Annotated in this window: 1 protein-coding gene; it reads left to right on the forward strand. The window is 70.7% G+C overall.

Annotated features, from left to right (window positions below):
• Positions 1 to 11: 11 nt before the first annotated feature.
• Positions 12 to 26,126, forward strand: a complete 26,115-nt coding sequence (locus tag ABZ909_RS08155; protein WP_356997002.1) for a hypothetical protein — start codon at positions 12 to 14, stop codon at positions 26,124 to 26,126.
• Positions 26,127 to 26,163 lie beyond the last annotated feature (37 nt).

The following is a 26,163-nucleotide window of genomic DNA, read 5'->3' on the forward strand; positions in this document are numbered from 1 at the left end:
GGTAGCCGACCATGGCTCTCGAACTGCCCTCGGAACTCGAATGGCTGGGCTGGATCGTCGGGGTCGAATGGCCTCAGGGCAACGAAGACCAGATGTGGGACCTGGCCTCCTACTGGAAGACCGCGGCCGAAGGTCTGCGTAACCAGGTCTCGGGCATCGACGCGGCCAAGTCCGCCACGCTGGCCGCGTACGTCGACGGTGACGGCCGCGACGAGATGGCCAAGCAGTTCGATCTGATGGCCGGTGTCGGCGGGAAACAGGACGGCAATACCTCCATCCTGGATCTGGCCGGCTTCTTCGATCAGCTGGGTGATTCGGTGCACGACACCGGCACCGAGATCGAGTCGACCAAGCTGATGTTCTATTCGTCGCTGGCCATGCTGGCGTTCGAAATGGCCGCGGCCTGGATCTTCCCGCCCACCGCCCCGGCCGCGGAGGCGGCGGCGCAGGCGGCCACCCGCATCGCGGTGCGCATCATCGGCAAGGAGGCGGTCGAGCGCATCGCCGAATACGTCGGCAAGATGCTTGGCTCCTCGCTGGCGAAGTTCATGGTGCGGCACTTCGTCTTGGACGCCGGGCTGGGTGTGCTACAGGAAGTCGGCATCGAGGGTTACCAGATCGCGGCCGGGCACCGCAGCGGCTTCGACTGGGGCAAGATCGGCGTCACCGCCATCAGTTCGGCGGCCGGTGGCATCGCCGGTGGCAAGGTCGGCAAGGCGCTCGGTGAGCATTTCGAGTCTTCGGCCATGAACCACTATCTGGCCGCGGCCATTACCGGCACCAGTGCCGGATTGGCCGGTGCAGGAGCGGGATTCCTGGCGGGCACCGGCGCGCAGTTCGGTCTCGACGCATATCAGCACGGCTGGGGCGACGCCTGGAAGAACATGGGCAACGCCTTCACCAATTTCGACCCGCGCATGCTCACCGCCGGTGTCTCCAATGGCGGTCTGTCCGGTCTGAATCACACTGCCTCGCACAACTTCTGGGAACCGCGCGTCTCGGCCTGGAAGGCGGGCGTGCCCTCCGATCTGGCGAATGTCGGCGCCCACCCGGACGGACCGGGCGATACCGGACACACCGGTGTCGGCGACACGGGGCATACGGGCGGCGGGGATAGTGGCCATACCGGTGGCGGCGATACCGGGCACACCGGCGGAACCGACGGCGGACCCAGCACCCACCCGGCCGCATTCTCCGGCGACAGCGGCGATTCCGCCAACGAGGCCCGACCCACGGGTGACGGCAGCACCGCACGGCCCGAGGGCGGCGACACCGGCGGCGGCGTCGGCGTTGACGGCCGATCGTCCGATCGCGGGACCCCGACCGATGATCCGGCCGCCGCCGGCGGCGGCGACCACGGCCAGTCCCACGCTCCGCAGGACAGCACCTCCCATGCGCCCGCCGATGCCCCGAGCGGCGACACCCGTGGCAGCGAGCCGCATGCGGGTGTATCCGAAGCCAACGGCGGTTCGGTCGATACCGGCGTGCAGGCGGGTAAGCACGAAACACCCGCGCCCACGGCAGATTCCACCTCGAGTGGCCCGGCAGCGACCCAAAATGGTTCCGGTCCCGCTCAATCCGCACCTTCCGACGTGCGCGGCTCGAGTTCGTCCGCACCTGCCCCTACCTCCGACTCCAGAGCACCCTCGGGCACGTCGGCCACCCCCGCCGCCGATACCAAGGCCGCGTCCTCCGGCTCAACCTCCGCGGATTCGAGTGCCCGGCCGACCTCGGATTCCGGCACGCGCGCCGGTGACGCGAATGCCTCCGCGAATTCCGGAGCGGGCGACTCGTCGCGCGTGGAAACTCCGACCGACTCTGGTACACATGTGGATTCCGGTCCGCACGACAGCCCTGCGGCGGCCACTCCCGCCGAGTCGGGTGCGCCCGCCCATGAGGCCGCCCCGCAGAGCACCACCGCCGCACACGACATGTCCGGAGCCGCAGCCGTTTCCGGACCTAATGACGCACAGTTCGCCGCCGCGTCCTCCAGCGGAGCCGCACCGGCCGCGGGCCAGGGTGCCGCGTCCTCCGCCGCCCACACCGCGTCTCCCCAGCACGTCACCGCGACCCCGGAAGCGCGTTCCGAAACCCCGCGTTCGGAGACCCCACGCACCGCTACGCCGGAAAACCGGCCGTCGCCGACCCGCGCGGGTGACGCCGCCGGCGCCAGGCCCGACGCAGCCCGCCCGGAAAACGGTCGCCTCCAAGCCGGTACGGACGCCCGCTCGCAAGCCGGTGCCGACGCTCGGTCGACAGCGGGCGAGGCGCGCCCCGGCGAGGAAGCGACCGCGGTGCGCCCCGATGCCGTGGAGCCCGGCCGCGAACCTGTCGGCCCGGAGCACCCGGCCGCCGAACACTCGACCGATCAATCCGTTCCCGGCGACAACGCCGAGCGCCCCGCGTCCGGACACGAGTCCGAATCGCCCCGGCCGGACGCACCCCCGGAATCCGAACCCCGCGCCGGTGCGGCCCCCGAACAAGTCCCCGACCGCGCTGAGACATCCACTGCGGATCATCCTGCGGAACAACCGGATTCGCGTCACGCCACCGACGAATCCGGCTTGCCCCGTGACGAATCGAAGCAGCGTTCCGACACCGCGCCGCACGATGAGACCGCGCCGCACGATGAGACTGCGCCGCACGACGAGGCCGCGGCCCGTGACGAGCAGGCCGCTCGCAATGAGGTGCCCCCGCGTGAGGCGGGCGGCCCACGGTCGGAGGAATCGGCACCGCACGAACGGGATTCACAGCCAGGTGGAGATGGTGAATCGCCGGGTTCCCAGGGTCGCGTTCGAGGTGAGGACTCCGCGCCGACCGATGGTGAGAACCGTTCTCGAACCGACGATGTCGCCGTCGAACCGGTGGAACATGGCGCGGACGAACCGACGACCGCCACCGATCGATCCGAACCCACCGCCGAACACCGGGCAGTCGGCGCGGATCGTCCGGAACCTGCCGAGCACCTGCGGGAATCGTCCGGGGTGCGGCCGGAATCCGAGCATTCCGCCGACCTCCCGGGCCACGACCGCCCCACCGGTGAACGCCCCGGGGCGGATCGATCCGAGCCGGGGGATCCCGCGCCCGCCCGTGATCGGGACGAGCACGGCACGCCGGAGGACAGCCTGCTGATCGCACCGATTCCCGTTGGTGAGCACCTGGTTCCGCGCGTAGGTGACGGTGATCGCGGGATTCCCGATGGCGAACGGCCGCGTGCGGGTGCCGGGGAAGGGCAGCATTCCACCGAGCGCCCGGCATCCCCGGATCGCCGCGGGGCGGATAGGCCCGGCGAGGGCCGGTCCGCGCCGCCGGAGCGTGGCGACGGCGCGGCGGCGCACCCCGGTACCGTGCGTGAGCCATCGGAGCATTCCGCGTCGGCGCATCCGGACTCGGCACCCGATCATGCTGCACCGCAGCCGGATCGGGCCGCCCACTCCGACGCCCACCCGAATCGCGGTCGCTGCGGCGAGCTGGCTCTGAAGCTGCTGCGCCAGCTCACCGGCAACGATTCGATCCGGGTGCCGGAACGCCCGGTCGGCCACGAGGGCATGACCGTCAAGGAATTGGTCTCCATGGCGGGCGGCAAGCTGCGCGGCTACGACGGTCACGAAGCGATCGCGGATCGGCTGCGCGAGTTGGGCTCCGGTTCGTCGGCACTGGTTATCGATCACTACGCGGGCCCCACCGATGAGCACGGGGTGGGTGGGCACGCCTACCTGCTCGTCAATGAAGACGGCAAGATCGTCGTCAAGGAACCGGCGGCGGGCCGCGAGCACGGCTTCCCGCCGGAGGTGCCGACCGAGACCCGGAGCACGCACGCCGTCCTGTTCAAAGACGATGGCACAGCGGTGGATCCGCTCAGTGAGCGGACCCGGCAGGGCCTGCTCCCCGCCCACGCCGGGCATGGGGGTTCGAGCGCTCAGCAGCAGCCCGATGACCTGCGCACGCAGATCGCCCGCTCGCACGACGTGGCCCGGCACGACCTGCGGAAGGCCATCGAGAACCTGCAAAAGGTGACAGGCCTGAAGGTCGCCGAATCCGACCTGGCCGCAGGCAAATTCGCCGACACCATGCGCGACCTCGAGGGTCGCGACCTGGGGAAGGTCAAGGGCGACCCGCGCCCGGCCTTCACCCAATTGCGCGAGGCCGCACAGCAATACCACCGCGCGGAGAACGTCACGCGGTTGATGATCGCCGCCGATCTGGCGCACGCGGCCGATCTGGCCCACGCCGCCGATCCGGCTCGTGCGGCCGATCCTGGGCCGCGCGGCAACTGTGGCGCGATGTCGCTGGAGTTGCTGAAGCAGCTGACCGGCAATGACTCGATTCACGTGCCCGAGCACCAGATCGGCCCGGAGGGGATATCGGCCAGGCAGTTGGTGGCCGCGGCCGGCGGCGAGCTGCGCACCTTCGACGACCACAATGCCATCGCCGACCGCCTGAGAGATCTGGGCTCCGGTGCCTCGGCCCTGATCGTCGACCACTACGCCGGACCGGTCGACGAACACGGTGTCGGTGCGCACGCCTATGTGTTGGCCAATGAGGGCGGCGAGATCGTCGTCAAGGATCCGGCCATCGGCCGCGAGCACGGCTTCCCGCCCATCGTTCCGGTCGAAACGAAGGGCACGCACGCCGTCCTGTTCGACGCCGACGGCAAGGCCGTGGATCCGCTCAGCATGGGCACTCGCCACGGCCTCGACCCGAAGTTCGCGCCCGAGCCCCCCGAAACCGGCCGTCCCGCTTCGGATTTCCTCCAGCAGACGCGGGCCGACCGGATCGCCGAGCTCGAGCGCATTCCCGGGATCGGGAAGGATCCGCTCCCCGAGCACGCGGCCGGCGGAGACGAGCCTCACGCCGCCGAACCCCACGTCGCCGAGCCGTCACGCGACAACCGTCCGGTCGATCCCCTCGCGGACCGGAGCGCCTTCGCCGACCAGGTCCGCGAGGCCGTCGAGTCCGGTGAGGTCTCGTCCCAGGTGATCTCCGAGGGCGCGATGCGCAGCGCCGAGCTGGTCGAGCTGGTGACCTTCGAGGACGGCACCCAGCTCATCCGCAAGATCACCACCACCCCCGCCCACGCCCATGCCGAGGACCTCGCCTCCCTGGTCGGCCGCGCGGCGGGCGCGGATGTGCCGCGTGTGCACCGCGATGGTGAGCGCGTCGTCTATATGGAGGTGGTGCCGGGTGAGACCGCCAAGGACCTGCACCCGGGCGACCTGAATGCCCCTCTGATCTACCGCGATACGCCGGCCGGTATGCGCCTGGGTCTGCTGGACGCGCTGATCGACATGCCGGACCGCGGTCCCGGCAACTGGATGGTCCGACCCGACGGGGTGGTCAGCGGTATCGACCACAGTCTGGGCTTCGGCGGTGGGGTACGCAGTCACAGCCCCAGCATGTTCGCCGCGCACTTCATGGAGCGCGGGGACCACGGCGAAATCGTCTGGCGCGACCACGAACTCACCCGCTCCGATATCGCACGCGTGCGCGAGCGCCTGGACGCCCTGGCACCCGAGTTCGAGCGATTGGGCCACCCCGACTGGCACGAGGCCATGCGCGAGCGCCTGGACCGGATCGAGGAGCACGCGCAGCCCGATCGCGAGGACGTCCATCACGGCTCCGGCGACGGCATCGATCACGGTTCCGGCGACCACTCCGTGGAGGCACAGACCAAGGCCCCGTCGGCTGGCGAGCCGATGGAACACCCGATCGGATTCACCGAGGACCTCGCGGATCCCGGTCCGGCACAGCACATCCACGATCCCGACTTCGAGGGGGACAAGACCCGCGGTGCGGTCGTCGAACAGCTCGATCTGAACGATCACACCCGAGTCCAGGTGGGGGACGACGGCCTCATCAAGGCGATCGACGGCAAACCCGTGCACGAGTACATCGGCGAGCTCTCCCGTGAGCGCGCCCTGTACCACGCGAAGGACTTCGTCCCGGGTGAGGACGGGCCGTGTAGTGCTCTCGGCATCGACCTGCGGACCGGCCTGATCACCGAGGGCGTGAACGGGCGCACCTTCGACGTGATCGACGGCGACAACGTCCATCCCCTGCTCCGCGAGAACCATCGCGCTCTCGGCGACTGGCAGCACCCGGTCATGGAGTCCGAGGACAAGATCCTCCAACGGAAGGTCAAGGGCGTCGGGAAACGGGACGTGGTCTATCAGGGCCGCGCCCACTTCGACGAGCCCTTGCGGCACGCCGAGGTCAAGGCCGTCAACGAGCTGTTGTGGGCACGCCAGCGCGCCCACGACAACGAGTGGCGATTGCAGCACGGCGCGGACTCCACTCCGCCTCCGCTGGGTCGTGAGGTGCTCGCGGAGCTGCGTTTCGATCCCCGCTGGATCAGCGAGAAACTCGGTGTCGGCGATCCCGCCGCGGCGTGCGCCAACTGCAATTCGATGCTGCACGGCGTCCCCAGCTACACCGGCCGAAACCGGTACGTCCCGTTGGACTACCGCATCAAGGCGGAGGACGGCTCGGGTGTGGTGCTCCCGCACCGCGACCCGATACCCGCCGACATCGCGGCCCGGCTCGCCCAGGAGTCCGCCAAACGAGCGTCCGATAGTGCGGTGCCGCCGGGTGGTGAAGCCGAACCGCCGAGGCCCGGAGAGCAACGGCCCGGTGGTGAATCCGAACCACCGAAGTCCGGCGGCGACGAGTCCGGCCCGGCCTCCGACGGTCGTGAACCGGGCGGTGACGACCCGGCTCCCGGCGCGAGCCCCCGCAAGCCCGGTGGACCCGAATCCGGCGACGGCGCTGCCCAATCGGAGCCGCGCGCCGCCGAACAGCCCGCGAACCTCACCGGCGGTTCGACGTCGACCGGTGGCTCGGCGGCGGCCGCACCGCACCAGCCCTCGTCCCACGCCCAGGACGTGCCGGACAACGTGCGCCCGGAGGAGCGCGCCGTGCGCGAACTCGTCTACCCGGTCGTGGCCGATACACACTTCGTGGACTCGCGGTATCTGGCCGAGGGCGTCGATCCACGCGTGGTGGCGGTCGGGGAAGTGCTGGCGCACACCGAATCCGGGCGTGCCGCCCTCATCGCCCTGCGGGAGGCCGGAATCTCGTTGCGCCTGTTCGATAGTGAGGGCGGCGACCGCGCTCTCGTGCACGATCCGGACCGGCAAACGCTGACCTATGATGGCGTGCACGGCCACTTCTACGATCCGGCCCGGCGTGAACTGATCATCGACACGCACGAGCGCAGTGAGCTGGATCAGGCCACGGCCATCGTCGCGGCCGCCGCCCACTTGGAGGGCGCGCATCCGGCCGTCGAGCCCGGCAGTCCCGAGCACCTGCGGCGCGCGGCCGAATCCTTCGCCAGGGAAGCGGAATTCGTCCGCGAGCTGCGTGATGCGGGGTACGACCCCGAGCGCGGGCCCTTCCACGCCCCCGCGGACAGTGCCTTTATCGACGGCACCCGCGAGTCCTATCATCGGGCGGGCGACGAGGCTGTCGAGCGGGCCCGCGAGGTGAATCCCGAACTGACGCAGGAAGAAGCGGGCCGGGTCGCGCGGGAGGCCGGTGTCGAGGCCCTGCTCGCCGACAACCGTTTCACCGGCGAGACCCGTGTCCATTCACTCGCCGAGCACTACGGTGAGCCGACCGAGGTCCACTCCGAAACACCCGCTCGCACCGGTGATCCCACCGGACACGAATCCGACCGGTCCCACACCGATCAGCCGGAATCGCCGCGTACCCGGGCCGAGGCCGCAGCCGATGGAGTCTCCGACGCCATCCAGGCCGCTTTCGACAACGAGCACGGTAGCGAGCTCTCGCGCTGGGCGCTCGAGACGCTGGACCGAAACGGTGTCGACGTCCGGATCACCGACGATCCGGCGGCCGCGGTGGGCGTCGGCCGTGATGGCCGACCCGAACGCGGCCCCATGGCCGGGTACGACCCGGCCACCAATACCGTTGTGCTGCACAGTCAGTCGTCACCGGCCGAACACGCGGCCGAACTGGTGCGCGCCGCGTCCGAGTTCGAGGCGCGCAGCCGGGTCGAGGGCCCGCTGGAGCGGTTCGCGCTCACCCGTGACGACTACGTGCGTGCCATGTTGGCGCGCCAGGCCGAGGCGCTGGCTCTGGGTTACGAACACAACCGCACCGCGGGCCCCGAAGGCCGGACCCGTCCGCGCTCGGCCGATCCGCTCGAACGTGCCTACCGCCGGGCCCACGATGAGGCGCTGGACACCGCGCGCAAGGCCTACGAGGGCAAGAACACCGCCGACGAGCGGATGCTCGAGGCGGCGGCCTACCGGGCCGGTGTCCGCGAGGTGCTGGCTCGGCTGGTCGGCGACGGCCCGCGCGTCGAGGAACACGACCCGGCGGCCGCGCACGCGGCGGATTGGGATCGGGCGCACGGTATTCGGGACAGTGCGGATCCGGTCCGGCTGCCGAGCCGAGAAGCCGACACCCCCGAGATGCGCGCTCGGCGTGCCGCGGAATACGCGCAGGAGATCGAGCATCTGCGCGCAATGCGCGAGGCAGGCACGCCGATGCCGGTCGGACCGGCGGAGCGCGCGTACCACGACGCCCGCGAGGCCGCCGCGGCCCGCCCGCACGCCTCCGAGTCCAGCGTGCGGGAGGCGGGTCTGACCGCGTTGCGCCGCTATCTGGAGAAGACCGGTCTGCACGACGCCGAGGTCGCCTTCGACGTGGTGCGCTCCTTCGGTCAGCCCGGCGATACCCATTGGGGCCACCCGAATGTGCGTGACCTGTTGCGTCCGCCGAACGCCGTGCACGAGCCCGTGCGCGGTGAGCCGCGGCTGGACGAGGCCGGGGATCGCGCGCTGTCGAGGCAGGCATCCGATATCGATGCGAAGAAGCGTGGCTCGACGCGCCTCACCGATCACGTTGTCCAGATCTACAACTCGACCGGAAGTGCCCGTGTATTGAGGGTGTACGCCGGTGAGGGCGGGCACATGCGCGCGCTGCGGGAGCTGGCCGAAGCGCATCCGCGCCTGCGAGACGCGCTCTGGGATCCCTGGACCCGGCTCGAGTACCGGGAGATCACCCCCGACGGCGAGGGCGGGGCGCGGGTGCGCGACATCCACTCGCTCGAGGCCGAAGGTCCCATGCGCCGCCCGGACATGCGGGAAGCGGTCGGCGAGATGCTCGCCCACTACCTGAATTTCCGGGCGGACGGCCGCGTGCACGTCGGATTCGACGAGTGGATGCGCGGCCTGGGTGACGGGTCTTTCCAACTCGCCCATCGGCCGGGGACCAGGGTGCCGCGCGGGGCCGACCGACACGCGCTGCAGCTGTCGCACAACTTCATGGAGGACGGCCACCGGGAGGCCGTGCGGAACCGTGTGAGCCATCCGCATCCGGCTGCGGTCGCCCACGATCTGATGACCCGGCAGGTCGCCCTCGGCTCGCGCAGCGCGGACGCCTACCGGTACCGGGCCGAAGATCGCTTCGACCTGCACGAGTTCAAGGTGGGTTCCACGACCCTGAACCTGTGGCTGGAACGTGACGGCGAGGGCGGCTGGCGGGTACCCGGGCCCACCGGGCGCGGTGAGGCGTCGGACGCGCTGGCCCAGCGCTTCCAGGGCATGCGCGATAAGGATCCGGTCAAGCTGGCCAACCGGATTCGCGATGTGCTGCAGGATCCCTCCGCCCCGCTGCGGCCCACGGAACCGGAGCAGCCGCGGTCTTTGTGGCGGCGGATGACCGACCGGATCGCTGGTCGCGGGCCCGAGGCCGGGCCGCGTGCCGTCGAGGCCCCGGCCGAGCAGCCGCGTCCGGACGGTCCGGCGCAACGCCGCGGCCCGTTCGAGGAGCCGCATCCGGCGACACCCGATCCGGCGTCACATGATTCCGCCGCCGGGCACGAAAACGACCACGCGACACCGGATTCCGAACATCACGAGGCCGTGTCGGACTGGTCGCCGCGCCCCGACGACGCCTGGTCGACCCTCGACCATCAGGGCATCGCCGATCGGCTGAAGCAGATCCACCGCGACGTCGAGGTCACCAGCTACGACGAGCGCACCGGCACCATCGTCGAGGGCTTCGCCGATTACTACGACGTCGAGGCGCTGCGCGAATACGGCCGCGCCCTCGAGGCCAGATTCGCCGAATTCCCGGATGCCCGGGTGGGCAACGTTCATGTCGGGCCGATCGACGAGCGGGGCGTCTTCGCCGAGACGACCCCCGGACGTATCGAGAACGGCCGGATCCAGACCGACCGGATCACCCTCGACAGCCGCTTCGCCCGGGATCCCGCCGCGCTGGCCCGGGAGGTGGCGCGCGCCGAGGAGGCGGGCCACCTCGCGCCGGGATCGGCTGCGCGCCCGGTGTATTCGACGATCGTGCACGAGTTCGCGCACATGTTGGACTACTCCGGCGGCCTCGCGGCCCAGCATCACGCCTTCGACGCGATGATGCGCCACTATGCCGAAACCCGCGGCAGCCTGGACGGTTTCGAGGAGTGGTTCAACGACCAGCCCGGAATCGCCTTCGACCGCAACGGCCGCTGGGATCCCGAAGAGGCCCTGGCCGAGGCGTACACCGACGACGTGCTCAATGGCGCGGCCGCCTCCGAACAATCGAAGGTATTGAGCCAGGTCCTGATCGACGCCCACAATGCCCAGGTCGAGCGAGCGGCCCACGGCGAGAACAACTCCCACACCGAGGACGGCGCCCACCCCGCCGAACCCGCCCAGCGCCGCGGCCTCCCCGACGACGGCAACACACCAGGTGACAGCGGCGCTTGGCTGAATCACCAGCGCGCCGTCCACGCCGACTGGCTGGCGGGCGAATACCAGCGCAATGCCGACTGGCTGCGTGAAATGGCCGAGACCTTCGAGCCCGGCACCCCGCAACGGCTGGACCTGGAAGCCGATATCGCCGACGCCGACGCCCGCGCCCGCATCTTCGCCCACGACGCCGACCTAGCCTGGGAAATCGCAGGCGGCCGCCCCGAAGAGCCACCCCACACCCCCACCGACCCCAACGCCACGACCCAGGAACTCACGCAACCGGGTTCGCCGGTGCATGACCCGAATGCGGCAACACAGGAGCTCCCGCAGCCCGGGTCTCCGGTGCATGACCCGAATGCCGAGACCCAGGAGCTCCAGCAGCCGGGTTCGCCGGGGCACGATCCCAACGCCGCAACTCTCGAAGTGCCGCGACCGCTGCACGACCCGAATGCGGAGACGCAGGAGCTGCCCGCGCAGCAGCACGCCGCGGTCGCGGCGAGCGAGGCTCCGACGGTGGAACTCACTGCCCCCGGGCAGGAGTCGCGGCCGGTGCCGCGCGATCCGGTCGATGCTTCCCCGGCCCTCCGCGCGGCCGCCGACTATCTGTTGCGCGGCGAGCCCCCGGTGGGCGCCCGTGCGCACACGCCCGGCGAGCGCGAGTACGGACGCCGGCTGAGCGAGGCCCTGGGGGTGCGCGAGGCCGTGGGCGGTCGCCGCGATCCGCTGTCGGCCTTCCGGGATATCGCCGAGCAGGCCCGCGCCCGAGGCCATTTCGGTGATCCCGAGGGGGACGTGCCCTCCCGTCCCATGCGCGCCGAGGATTACGGGCCGCTCTCGAACAGCGAGCGCTTCGATTCCCGGCAGCGCACCGAGCTGCCGGCGGGCGCGAAGCCGGACCGGCGGCCGCTGGAGCCTTGGTCGGAGGTGAATCGCGGTCCGGCGCATGATCAGCCGCGCGCCCTCACCCTCGACCAGTTGCGTCACGAGCTTGCAGCCGAGCTGGGCCTTCGTCCCGAGGACCTGAGTCCTGAGCGCATGTCCGAGGTCATCGGCGACATGCAGTATCGGAACATGCTGCGCGCCGGCGCGATCGAGGCGCTCAGCGACGCGGTCGATTGGCATGCCAATGCCGGTAACCCGCAGGAGCGCCAACGCTTCGCGGAGACCCGCGACGAGTGGGCCCGCCTGCTCGGCGTGGATCCGGACCGGGTCCTGCCCGAGCACGCGGCGCAGACCCTGAGCGAGCTGCGCGACGAAACCCTGCGCCGCGCTTCGGATGTCGCGGACCTGATGGCCGCCACCCACCACGTGCAGGACCCGGCCGCCGGTCACCACCTGGTGCTGGAGTCCGATGGCCACCGGGTGCACGTGAAGGTCACCGAGGACGAGCACGGCAACCGCAGCGTCGAGGTGGTCGACCGCCCCGACCTGCCCACCGCGCCCAAGGCGCCGGCGCCGGAGCCCGAGCATCCGGGCCTCGTGAAGCGCGTCCTGCGCCGGATGATGGCCTCCTTCAAGGGCGACTACCCGAAGTACCCGTCCGGCTCCGGCAATGACAGCAAGGGCCAAGGCGCACTGATCAATTTGGTCGGCGACATCATCCACGACGTGGCCCACGTCGAGGTGCACGAGGTCGAGGAGGCCAACCCGGCGCGCATCGCCAAGGAAGCGGCCACCATCCTCAAGGTGCGCGAGCAGATGCCGCTGCTCAAGCACCTGACGAGCAAGATCGCCGACGTCTCCGCCGACATCATCCCGATGCGAACCCGCGACGGCGGCGAATACCAGCCCTGGAATACCGAGGTCGATCATTCGCGGAGCTGGCAGGAGCGGCTCGATCACCAGGAGAGCATCGATCTCTACCGGGAGAACCACCCCGACGACTACGAGGTTCCCCCTGCGCCGGAACGGGATCCGAACTCCGAGCTGCAACCGCCGCCCGCGCGGCACATGGCCGACGACGTCCCGCAGCCGCTGGTCGGTGCCGTCGACGCTCGTGACGCGGCCCTCGCCGACCTGGTGCGGCTGGCCCACCGCCACGGCATCGATCTCACCGACGCCGACCCGGCCACCCTGCACCGCGCGGTCGATCACGCCACCTACGAGCTCATGCGTCGCGCCGGTGCCATCGAGGCCCTGCGCGACGCCTCCGAGCGGTACAACGCGGAGGCGGAGCGGGTCCCCTTCCGGGAAGCCAAGTTCAATGACAAGGACCCGTTGGGCCGCTACGTGCGGGAAGTGCGGGAGGCGCGGGAGCTGGAAATCCAGCAGCAGCGCGCCGATGCCCGCCGCGCGCGCGACGGCGTCTCGCCCGATGATCCGGACCCGTACTACCTGCCCCGCAAGCCCCGCACGACGGCGCTGGACTTCCACGGCGTCAACAATGGCGGCGAATGGGCCCGCCACTTCGACGATCCCGAACCGGAATTCGCGCAGAGCGAGGAGGGCCGTCTCTTCGAGGACGCCCTGAATCGCGATCAGATCCGCGAGGAGCGCTCGAACTGGGCGCAGCTGCTCGGGATCGGCCTGGACGAGCTCATCCCGACCGCGAACGATCCGGACCGGCTCGCGCACACCATCGCCGACCTGCGCATGCAGGTGCGCGATGACGCTGCCGGAATCCACGAGTTCGCCCAGGCGACAGAGCATTTCCTGCGGCTGGACGCCGAAGCGCGGGACCTGGCCGGGCAGCTCGGCGATCGCACCGCGCACGCCTGGCTGGACGCCCACGGCGGCACCATGCTCGAGGACGGTGTCGGCCTGCGTCCGGCCGAGCGCCCCGGCCAACCGAACCGTCTGGTCGTGATTCGCGGCACCGACGACCATGAGGTCCGCCTCGCCGACGCGCTGGCCGCCCACCCCGATCTGGGCGAGCTGCTCAATCGCGGTGAGCTGCAACTGGATTACCGCGTCATCGGCGTGGACGGCGACGGCCATGTCGTGGTCCGCGAGGCCGAGGCCCCGCAGGCCCGCTTCCACGAGATGGAGGTGGACGGCGAACGTACCCCGGTGCTCATGGTGCGCGAGGGCAACGAGCCGTGGCAGGTCGTGCAGCCGGAGCACGGTAGGCACGATCCGACCGTTGCGGCCCATCAGGCCGAAACGGTCGCAACCGAGCCGCAGCGGACCGCACCCCGCGATCCGGATGTCGTTCGCGCCGAACGCAACGAGGTCGCCGCGCGACTCTCGATCGACCACATGAAGTTGGGCCCCGAGCACCTTCAGGCCACCCTCGACGCGCTGCGCCACGACAATGCCCTGCGCGCCGCGCAGATCGAGGGCATGGCGGACTACATCCGCAGCGGCGATGCCATCGAGAACTTCCACGATCTCGATCGCCGACTCAATAACCTCGCCCACTCCATCGGCGTGGACCCCGAGCACCTGACGCCGGAGCGGCTGGCCGAGGCCATGGCCGATCCGAACGTGAAGAAGGCCGCGCGCATCCAGCGGCTCGAGGATCTGCTCGACTACGCGAAGACGTTGCGCGACACCACCGATGGCAAGGCGGTGCTGGCGGCGCGGGACCGCCTGGCCGAGCGTCTCGGTGTCGATCCCGAGGACCTGTACGGGAAGAAGCACGTCAAGGACGAGAACAAGGAGATCGTCGGCTACGGGCCGGATCCCAAGAGCACCAAGCCCAAGGCCGTGCTCCACGCCATCAACGATGTGCTCGAGCGGTCGGGCAACCGGCCGGAGCTGCTGGCCGCGCTGGCCGAATACGCGCACACCATCGCCGAATTGGATCCCTTCCGCCAGGGGTTGCGCCATGACCCGAGCGCCGATCCGCGCGCCGCGGACGGTGTGGTCCGGATCTACGACGAGAACGCTCCCGCGCTGCTGAAGAAGTTGATGAGCGGTTCCATCGGCGAGCCGTTGGTCGCCGAGAATCCGTCACGGGCGGAGGCCGTCTGGTCGCGGCTGCTCGGGGTGGACGTCCACGATGTCGAGCGCCTGGGGAAGCTGTACCGCGACGAGTTGCCGGGTCTGCACGATCGGCTCTCGCCCGCACAAATGGACAATGTGCTGCGCGGGGTGGAGCAGCGCGAAACGGCGGGTGACCAACGGCGCGAGCTGACGGACGACGAAAAGCACGCGGTGTACGCCGAGTACGTGGCGAGCACGGAGCCCGGGCAGCGGCCACTCTCCGAGGGCAAGTTGTTCGAGGTGGTCAAGGAGATTCGGCACGATCGCTACGCCGAGGTCTACGAGGTCTACCGCGACGGCAAGATCGAGAAGCACGAGCATCCCAAGCCGGGCGAGCTGTCCGGGATCATCGACGGCCTGCGCGAGGAGATCCGTTCTCGCGAGGCCGATATCGACGCGCTGGGCCGGTTGGCCGCCGAGCACAACCAACTCACCACCCCGTGGACCCCCGAATCGCCGCGCACCCCGCGCGAACTCGCCGCCGATCTGGCCGAGGCCCGCCACCGGCTGCTCATCGCGAGCGACAACCGTGCGCACGCCATGGGCCGAATGTGGTTGCAGGACAATCGTCCGCTGTCCGAGAGCGACCTGACGCCCGAGCGGATTCACGGCACCACCGAATACCTGCGGACCCGCAATGCCGACGAGGGCGGGAACCTGCCCAATTTCGAGCCGCGGATCAATGATCTGGAGCGGACCGCGCGCGAGTTCAACCAGGCCCAGGACCGCGTGCGGGACCTGGAGTCGAAGCTGCGCGCGGCGGTCGAGGCCGGAGCCGGTCCGCTGGAGACGCCCGCCGAGGTCTGGCAGCGCGAAGTCGACAGCGCGCGCGCCGAATTGCAGGCCGCGGTCGACGCCGCGCCCGGGAACTGGAACTCGGGCGATCTGGATCGGGTCATTCGCCGGGTCGAGCGGATGTCCAACGTCCCGCGCGAGTCCGCGGGTCTCTGGACCGACGAACAGGTCCCGGTCCGGGACGCGGTGCACCGCTATCAGACCGCGCGCGAATTCCTCGGCGCGGCAGAGAACGACGCGCTCGCGGCGGCCCGCGCGGCCGAGACGCCCGAGCAGCGCGCCACCCGCGAACTCGGTTACGCGCGACAGGATCTGGACATCGCGGCGATGGCGCGCGACAACGCCATGTTCGGCCTGCCCGTCACCGAGCCGGAGCTCACCCGCTCCTGGGTGGAGGCCACCCGCGAGGAATTGGGCGGCAAGCCCACCGTGCAGCTCACGCCGGAGGAACGCGGCCGCTTGGACCTGGCCGACGCCGTCGAGCGCCACCTCGATGCCCAGGAGCGGGTGTCCCGCTGGGAAGCCCAGGTCGACCATCTCGCGGCCGAGGCCGCCATTGCCGCCGACACCCCGCGTGCCGCCGCGGCCCGCGCCCTCGACTCCGCCCGCACCGCCCTCGACGACGCCGTCACCCGCCTCGCCGACGAGACCGGCCTGCAGATCTCCGCCGCCACCGATCTGACCCCCGACACGGCCCCGATCACCTTCGACGCCCTCGACGCCGCCGTCCCGCCGCAAGCCGACGGCGACCCCCACGCGGCCGTGGCCGCCCTGCGCACCGCCACCGAGAACTACCACCGCGCAGACGCGTTCAACGACTTCATCAAGGACCACACCCCGCCCGACCCCGTTCCGGATCCGCGCGAGGCGTACGCGAAAACCCCCGAGCCCGAGTCGGGTGCCAAGCCCGCCGACCCGCGTGAGGCGTACGCGAAAACGCCCGAGCCCGACCCGGACACGAAGCCGACCGACCCGCGCGAGGCCTACCGCAAGCCGCCCGAGTCGGATCCCGGCGACCCGAGCGGGTCGGCGTCGAAGACCGATCCGAACGACCCCGGCGACCCGAGCGGTTCGAGTGCGAAGCCCGATCCGAACAACCCGGGCGACTCGGGCAACTCGGGGGCGCAGGCCGATCCGTCCGATCCGGCAGACTCGTCCCGGGATGGCGTGGATTCCGATGGGGCGCATCATCGTTCGGGCACCGATACGGTCTGGGAGCCGGTCGGTCCGCCGGAGCGGCATGTGCCGGTCGACGCGCGGGTCGAGGCCGAGATCACCGAGCTCATGGGCAACGCGCTGCAGGCCGACGCCGAGGCCGCGGCGGCCCACCAGGCGCTGCGAGACCAGGCGCGCGATCTGGGTGCGCGCGCACTGCGCGACGACGCGAGCCTGACGCCGGAGGAGCGGAACACCCGCCTGCGCGAGCTGGAGACCAGGCTTGCCGACCTCTCGGCGAAGCAGCTGTCGGAGATGGTCTACAACGCCGCACGCGACGAGATCAACGCCTTCGACGAATGGATCGCGGGCGAGGGTGTCACCGGCAGTGCGCACGGACCGTACTGGCAGCGGGTCCAGGAGGCCGAGCTGCGCAAAGCCGAGCTGCGCGACATCCGCAATGCGCGGGCGGAACATATCAACACCCACCGCGCGAAATCCGATGAGGCGTACCGCCTGCGCCAGGAGGCGAACCGCAAGGCCATCGACGACATCCTGGCCAACACCACCACGCGTCGGGTGGACGAGAACGTCGGGATCGTCGACGGCAACCCGCCGAAGATCGTGGTGGTCACCCACGAGGACAATCCGTACCGCGTCGTCGACGCCGAGAACCGCGACCGCTTCACCGCCCAAGGCGCCGAGGTCGAGTACCGCCGTATCGACGTGGCCGACGACGGCACCATCACTGTCCAAACAGTCCGTCCCGCAACCGATCCCGGTGCGCACGACCCCGACCCGACCCCGCGGGATCCGCGTGGGGCCTGGTCGCGCGGCGAGAACCTGCCCGGCCGCGATCCGAACATCGGCGACGACCCGAACGCGCGCGGCGAGGACGACCAGTCCAGCGGAACGAAACCGGTTGTCGTGGAACCAGATCCGTCCAAGGCCGATGATCCGGGCGTGAAGTCCGACCAGGAGCGGGCGGCCGGCGGGACCGCGAACGAGGCGCGCGATCAGCAGGACAATGCCACTCCCGGCGAGGGGGACCACGCCGGGAGTGCGAATCCGGCCCAGGCCGACGATCCGGCCGGCGGAACCGATTCTGCCGGTGGTGTCGATCCGGCCGGTGGTGCGGATCCGGCTGGGGCGCAGCATGGCTTGGAGCCGGGGGAGTGGCCACCGGCCGGTCCGGCCGAGACGTATGTGCCCCGGGACCCGGAGGTTCGCGCGCAGATCCTCAAACTGTCCGAGCAAGCCCGCGACGCACAGTGGGTGGCCGACGGCACGCGCGCGGGGCTGGACCAGGTGGCGCGCGGCCTGGGCATCGAGCCGACGGGCCTGACCGCGCGCGAACTGGAACGCGCCGTCACCGATGCCCTCACCGCCGAGGAAGCCCGCGTCGCGGAAGTGATGCAGCGCAATGTCCCGCCGGGCGCGGGCAACGGCCTGGCCGAGTACATGGAAGTCGAACGCCCCGCGGCCATTGCGCGCGGCGCCGAACTGGGCCGCATCCGAGCCATTGCGAGCACCGATTTCGCCCGGCTCCACGAACGGTCCGAGGAGGCGATGAGCCTGCGCGAGCGGGCGCACTTCCTGGCCTCCGAAGACGTCCTGAAGTCCAGCGTCGACCGCGTGCTCGGCCCGGGTGTCGGCCTGGTCGGCGACCCCGCGAGGGTCGTGGTCGTCAGCCCCCTCCACGACCCCAGCCCTGTCCTCGGCCCCGATCTCCGCAACAGCCTCGCCGCCCAGGGCACCGAGGTCGAGTACCGCCGCGTCCGCGTGGCCGAGGACGGCACCATCACCGTCCAAACCGTCCGCCCCCCGGACGATCCCGCCGCCCCCGACCCCGCGGGCACCCCGCCCAACCGCCCCCCGACCCCGCCGGCCGACCCCGCCAACCCGTCTCCCCGCCCCGCCGTTCCGCGCGCCGAAGGCGAGGACCCCGCCCGGCAGCGCCCCCGCACTGAGGCCGATCCGGCCCAGCCCGACCCGAACAAGCCCGAGAACTCGCAGCAGCCGCCCACGGGTGGCGCTCCCAAGACTTCGGAATCGGATTCGACGAAATCCGTTGCGCCGACCACGAAGTCGGAGCCGCGTGGTGCCGATCCGCGCGAGGCCTCGTCCCGGGGCGAGGGGCCGTTCGAGCGCGCGCCCGAGAACCGCGGCGACGAGGACCCGCCCACTGGTGGCACTCCCGCGACCCCGGAGTCGGATCCGACGAAACCCGGTGCGCCGGGTGCGAAGTCGGAGGCGACGCCTGCTCCGGAGGAGCGCACCACGCAGGTTGTGGTGCGGGAGGAGGAGACTCAGGCCACGCCGGTGCATGAAGAGGCAACTCAGCCGCTCCCGGTGCATGAGGAGGCGACTCGGTCCGCGCCCGTGCCGATGCACGAGGCGACGACGCAGACCTTGCCGGTCGCCGCGCACGAGGTCGAGCGAGTGGTCGACCCGGTGGTGGCCTCGCCCGCCCTGGCAGCGGTGGCGGAGCACCTGAGCGAGCATGTGGTCGAGTCGACCGGTCGTCCGCGCGGAATGGAAGAGGGGGCGTACGCAGCTCGCTTGGCGGATGCCCTCGGTCTCTTCGATGCGCTGTCGCACCAACGCGATCCGCTCGGCGCCCTGCAGCATCTGGCCGAAACCGTACGTGAGAGCGGGCATTTCGGCGATCCGGAGCAGAGCCGCCCACCCGCCCCCATGACCCGCGAGCAGCTCGATGCCGCCCGGCGGAACGAGGCGGAGCATCCGCCGCTCGCTTCGGGCGATCCGGCGATACCTCCGCCGCCCGGCCGCGACCTCCCACTGGAGCCGTGGTCGAGGGTGGAGCGCGGTCCGGCGGGCGCGGCCCGGCTGATGTCACTGGACGATCTGCGGTCCGAACTGATTTCCCGGCTCGGCCTCTCGGCCGACGATGTGGCGAACCTGCCGCGCGTGGCCGGGGAGATGCAGTATCGAAACGCGTTGCGCGCCGGTGCGGTCGAGGCGCTGGCGCATACCCTGCATCTGCACGATGAAGCGACCCGGCCCGAGGAACGCGCGAGGCTCGCTGCGGCCCGCGACGACTGGGCCCGCCTGCTCGGTGTCGAGACCACCTTCCTCGAGCCCCCGACCCGCGTCGATGTCCTCAACGACCTCATGCGCGAAACCCTCCGCCGCGCCACGGATGTCGCGGATCTGGTGGCGGTCACCCACGTCCGCCCGGACCCGGCGAAGGGCCCGCACCTGGTGCTGGAGGCCGAGGGAGATCGCGTCTTCGTCCGCATGGCCGAGGGCCCCGACGGCACCCATGTCGCCAAGGCCGTACCGCGGCCCGAACTTCCGAAGCCGCACGCACCGGTCGCGCCCCGTGAGCCGGAAGCCCCGCGCGGCAGGCTGCGCAAGCTGTGGGATCGCCTGACCGGCGACTACCTCGGGCACGCCCCGAAGTACCCCTCCGGCTCCGGCAATGACAGTAAGTACCAAGCCTTCTGGGCCGTCGAGGCCGGCTACGCCTCGCACAACGAGCATCTGCTCCATGTCAAGGACAAGTTCAACCCGATCCGCGTCGTCAAGGAAACCGCGACGCTGTGGAAGGACCGCGAGAAGCTGCCCTTCGTGCGGCGCATCAGCCGCATGGTCGCCGACATCTCGCCCGACGTCCTGCCGATGCACACCCGCGACGGCCGCGAGTACCGGCCCTGGCTGACCGAGACCGACAACACCCGGCACTGGCAGGAGGTGGCGGAGCACGACGAGAGCGTGCGCCTCTTCCTCGAGGGCCATCCGGAGTACGCCTATGTGGAAGAGGTGCTGCCGGTCGTCGGGCCGCCCGAGCTGCGGCCGATGACCGAACGCGAGCTGGGCCCCGAGCTGCCGCAGCCGGTGGCCGAGGCCATTCTGGCCCGGGACGAGGCGCTCACCGATCTGGTGAAACTGGTGCGGGAGCAGGGAATTCGCCTGTCCGACGCGGAACCGGCGACCCTGCGCCGGCTCGTGGACGAACAAACCTATGAGCTCATGCGCCGCGCCGGTGCGATCGAGGCGTTGCGCGATGCCGCGCAGCGGTTCAACCTCGAGGACGCCCAAGTCCCCTATCGTCCGGTCAGCTTCCTCGACAAGGATCCGCTGGGCCGCTACCAGCGCGAATTGCATCACGCCGAGCAGCCCGCCCGGGGCGAGCAGCGGGTGGCGAAGCTGCGCGAGCGGATCGCCGACGAAAATCTGACCCCGGAGCAGATCGAGGCGCTGGAATCGCGGGCGCGCGAGCCGCAGACCACCGCGCTCGAGTGGCAGGGCGCGGGCAATGGCGGTGAGCCCGGTCGCGACTTCGAGGACGCCGACGAGGAGTTCTATCGCAGCTCCAAGGGACAGCTGTTCGACGCCGCGTTGCAGCGTGACCAGATTCGCGACGAGCGTGGCAACTGGGCTCAGCTGCTGGGTGTCGACCTGGACCTGCTCACCCCCGAGCATCTGGATCACACCCTCGCCGAATTGCGCATGCGGGCGCGCGACGACCTGGATCGGCTGAACCGGCTGTCGGACGCGGTGGATCACTTCGTCGACGCCGACAGCGTCATGGTCGACCGTGCGACGAACTTCGCCGACGGGCACATTCGCGCGTGGATGGAGACGATCGACGGCGGCATGGTCGACCGCGGTGTCGGCCTCGCGCCGGGCGAGCGTCCCAGAGATCCCAAGCGGCTCCTCGTGATTCGCGGTGTCCGCGATCACGACGTCCAGTTGATCGAGACCCTGGCCCAGCACCCGGAGATCGCCGCGCGCCTCAATTCCGGCGAGGTACGTCCCGAGTACTTCGCCATCGATGTGGACGGGCAGGGCATCGCCAAGCTGGACTCGCTGGCGACCCCGCAGGCCCGCTACAACGAAATCGACACTCCCGGAGGCAAACTGGGTGTGCTCATGCTCCGGGACGGGGACGAGCCCTGGCGCATCGTGTCCCATCCGCTGGAAGCCGCGGGGCCGCATTCGATCGACCCCGTCGAGCACACCCTTCCGCGCGATCCGGATGTCGTTCGCGCGGAACGCAATGCGGTCGCGGCCCGACTCTCGATCGACTTCATGGAGCTCGGTCCCGAGCATCTGGACGCCACGATCGAGGCGCTGCGCCACGACAATGCCTTGCGGGCCGCGCAGATCGAGGGCATGGCGGACTTCGTCCGCACCACCGATGCCATCGACAACTTCCACGCGCGGGAGAAGCCGCTCGGCCAGCTCGCGAACCGGCTGGGCCTGAACGATCCCCGGAATCTCACGCCCGAGCGCGTCGCGCAGGCGCTGACCGACCCCGACGTGAACGCCGCGCGCCGTTGGCTGCGAAAGCTGCGGCGCGAGCAGGGCATCGGGGATCTGATCGACTACGCCAACGTGCTGCGCGACGGCGACAAGAAGGCCGTGCTCGCCGCCCGTGACCGGCTGGCCGTCCGGCTCGGCGTCGAGCCGAAGGACCTGTACGCCGAGCGCCATGCCAAGAACAAGGCGACCGGTCTGATCGTCGACTATCGTGCAGATCCGGAAAGCACCGACCCCAAGAAGTTGGTGCACGCGATCAATGAGGTGCTGCGGCGCTCCGAGGATCGGCCCGAACTGCTGGCGGCCCTCGCCGATTACGTCGGGGAACTGGGCGATCTCGATCCCTTCCGCGACAACCTGGGCTTCGATCTGTCCCGCGATCCGCGCCTGGCCGACGGCGTGCTGCCCATCCACGATCCGAAGGCTCCGGCGCGCCTGCGGGAATTGCTGCACGAATCCCTCGGTGAGCCACCGCTTTCCGACAACCCGTCGCAGGCGGCGGGCGTGTGGTCGCGGCTGCTCGGGGTGGATACCTTCAGCATCGACCGCACCGTCAAGCTCTACGAGACGCATGCGCCCGCATTGCACGACCGGATGTCTCCGGACCAGTTGCGCGACGCGCTGCACGCCGGGCGCGAGGCCGCCAATTTCGAGGCGGGCTACCAGGCCTATCGCGACAGCATGCCCGCCGGGCGCGAACCGCTGTCCCGCGAGCAGTTCGTGGATCTGCTGAAGAACTCCCGCAATGCCCGATACGCCGAGGTGTACGAGGCCTACCGCGACGGCAAGATCGACAAGCATGAGCGGCTGAAGATGTCGGAGATGGACGACGTCATCGACACCATGCGCGAGGAGGTGCGCGCCCGCGAGGCTGCTATCGACGAGCTGGCGCGGCTCGCCGCCGAGCACAACGCCCTGACCATGCCGCCGGAACCCGAAGCGCCGCAACGGTCTCCGCGCGAGGTGGCAGCGGAACTCGCCGACGCCCGCGCGGCGCTGGAGCAGGCCGACGCGAACCGCGAGTACGCGCGCGGCCGGGTCTGGCTCGAGCACAACCGGGCCATCGAGCACTCCGACCTGACTCCGCACCGCCTGTCCGGCACCGCCGACTACCTGGCCGCCCGCACGCGTGAAGAGGGTGGCCAACTGCCGGGGGCGCAGCAGCGCATCGACGATTTGGTGGCAGCGGCAAAGGATTACACGCACGCCGCGGATCGGGTAGGGAAGCTCGAGGCCGAACTGGGCGCCGCGGTGGACCGCGCCGCGACCGAACCGGGGGAGACCGCGGTCGAGGTCTGGCGGCGCGAGGTCGAGGGTGCCCACGGTGATCTGCAACGGGAAATCACCGAGAATCCGGCGGCCACCGGCCGCAGCCCTGAGCGTGTGATCGCCCAGGTCGAAGCGTTGCTGCGGGTTCCCGAGGGCGACCACCCGGTGTGGACCGAGGAGACCGCCCCGCTGCGGGACGCGGTGCAGCGCTACCGGATCGCGCAGGAATTCCTCGCCGGTGCCGAGAGCGATGCCGCCGCCCACCACCTGGCGAGCGAAACCCCCGACGCCCGCGTTCATCGCGAACTCGACACGGCCCGACGGGATCTCGAGACCGCGGCGGCCAACCGCGAACTGGCCGCGTCCGGCCTGCCGTACACGCTGGATCAGCTCACCCCGGAATGGGTGCGCGAAACGCGCGAGGAACTCGCCACGAAGCTGCGCGCGAACATGACGGTGGACGAACGCGCCCGCTTCGTGCTGGCCGAGGCTGCCGACCGCTTCCACGAGGCCGCCGACCGGGTGGGGCGCTGGGAAACCGAACTCCGCCGTCTCGCAGTGGAATCCGTGGCGGCGGGCGACTCCCTTCCCGCGGCCGCCGAACGCGCGCGCACGGCAGCTCACGCGGCGCTCACCGAGGCCCTCGCGGACCTGAAGCGTCGCACCGGCATCGAGGTCTCCGAGGCGAGACTGACCCCGTCCAGCTACAAGGCCACCCTCGCCGGACTCGACCCGCGCGCCGCTCTCGTGGCGAGCGTCGACCCCCACAACGTCTTCCACACCCTGCGCGACGCCGTCCTCCGTGTCCACCGCGCCGACGAGTTCGCCCGCTGGGTCGCGGGCGAGTCCGAGCCGACGGGCACCCACGAACGGACCCTGCCGGACGGCGGCCTCCCGGCCCCGGAGCAGCTGCCGCCGACCGAGCAACAGCCGCCGACCGAGCGGCGGGAGCGGACCGAGTCGAATCAGGAAGGCGGCGGCTCGAAGCCGCCGGGTGACGACGAGACCACGCTCGGCCAGGAGCCGATCGTCGGCAATGCCGAGCCGCCGAAATCCCCTGCGCCGCAACCCGGTGACGACGAGGCCGACGGCACACCGCCGGAGAATCGCGACCCCGGCGACGACCCGACCCCGGGCGTGAGCGCCCGCAAGCCCGGCGGCCCCGAAACCGGTGACGGCGGAGCCGCTCTCGAACCCGAGCCGCAAAAGCCCGCATCCCCGACACCGCCGGTGATCCTGCACGAATCCGGCCTGCCCGAGCACCCGCCGATCCAGGAACCGGCCCAACCACAACCTGTTGTGGAACAGGCTCAACCGCAGCCGGTGGTCGAGGAGGAGCCCAAGTCGCAGCCGGTGGTCGAAGAACAGCCCGAGCCGCAGCCGGTGGTCGAGGAGCGGGCCGAGTCGGAGTCCGCTGTCGAGGAACCGGATCGTCGGCAGCCGCTGCTCGAGGAACCGAAGCATGCGAATGAGCCTGCCCCGCAGCCGAATTCCTCGGAGGACCAGGAACCGCCGGTGGCGGAGGGTGATTTGCAGGGCAAGGAGCCTTGGCATCGTGTTCCGCTGGAGAAACCGGAGGCCGAGCAGGGCGCGAAGGTTGTCCCCGAGCCGGAGGCCGAGAATGCTCTGCCCCCGGGCGATCCGGGCGATCCGGGCGATCCGGGCGATCCGGGTGACCCGAACCAGAACGAGCCCGGGCAGCAGCCGCGCGACGGATGGCACAACCCGGGCCGGCGCTCGCACGTGCCGCATCCGGTGCATCCGTTCAACCCGACGTTCCCGCAGTACACGCCGCAGCCTTCGCAGGAGGCCGCGCCGTGGTCGTTGCCGCCGGACAATGGCGATCCGAATCAGCCTGTGGGACCGAATCAGCCTGTGGGACCGAGTCATCCGGGTGGACCCAACTATCCCGGCGGCCCGAACTACCCCGGCGGCCCGAACCATCCGGGCGCGTCAGGTCCGGGTGGCTCGATGCCCCCGGGCGGACCGCACATGCCGACCGGTCCGGGGATGCCGCAGTGGCCCACCCCGCCGCACATCCCGACTCCGCCGGGTGGACGGCCGCAGCCGCCCAACGGGCAGAACGGCTGGCCGCACATCCCGGGTGTGCCCACCGATAATTCGGGCCGGCCGCAGATCCCGGGTACGCCGTGGGGCCAGTCCGGCTGGCCGGAGTCGCAGAATCCCTCGAATACCGCGGGTGGCCTCCAGAATCCGGGTGGCCGGCCGCAGCAGCCTGACGGCGTGCCGCACACACCGGTGGCACCCAACGGGAATGGTCCGCACGCACCGGGTGCCCCGACCTGGCCGGGCGGCGGTCCGAACGGACCCGGCGGACACCCGCCCGCGCCGAACGGGACGCCCGGGCACCCGCCGAACGGTTTCGTGCCGTCCGGCCCGGACCCGGCTACGCCCTGGAACACCCGCTCGGCCAATGGATCCGGCGCGAACGGTATGCCCGGCGGATTCCCGGGCGGCGCGCCCATGGGTGGTGCACCGGGTGCCCAGCCGGGCGGCGCGGGCAATGGCCGCGGCCGCAATACCAGCCGGTTCCCGCGTGCCACGGCTCCGAACTCCGGCAATGCCGGCCACGGCGTGTATCTCCGGTCCCATTCCGGATTCGGTGAATTCGCGACCCTCGACCCGGCCACCGGCGCACTGCAATCCGCGCAGGGTGGTGCGGGCTTGCCGGCGGGCGTCTACGACCATCTGGAAGGCGTGCCCGTGATGTTCTACCGTGACCGGACCTCCGGCTTGGTGCTGCGGATCGGCGATCAGGCCTTCGAGGTCGATCGCCTGGGCGCCGATGTCCACTGGGAGCGCAGCCAGCACGGTTACAACCGGCTGCTGGTCGGCGTCGTCGGGACCGCGCAGTGTGAACTGCGCTATCGCACCGTGCCCGCCGACGCGGACCTCGGCCTGTTGATCCGGGATGTGCTGGCCGACCCGGACCGCCGGGCGGGCATATTCGGATGATCGCCGCGAGCCCGGACATGTGAGTTCGCCGATTTTT

The sequence above is a fragment of the Nocardia sp. NPDC046763 genome, from assembly GCF_040645495.1.
GTDB lineage: Bacteria > Actinomycetota > Actinomycetes > Mycobacteriales > Mycobacteriaceae > Nocardia.

Bases quoted from the DNA above. Each gene is read 5' to 3' on its own strand.
- ABZ909_RS08155 (WP_356997002.1), top strand. From the start codon at position 12: ATGGCTCTCGAACTGCCCTCGGAACTCGAATGGCTGGGCTGGATCGTC.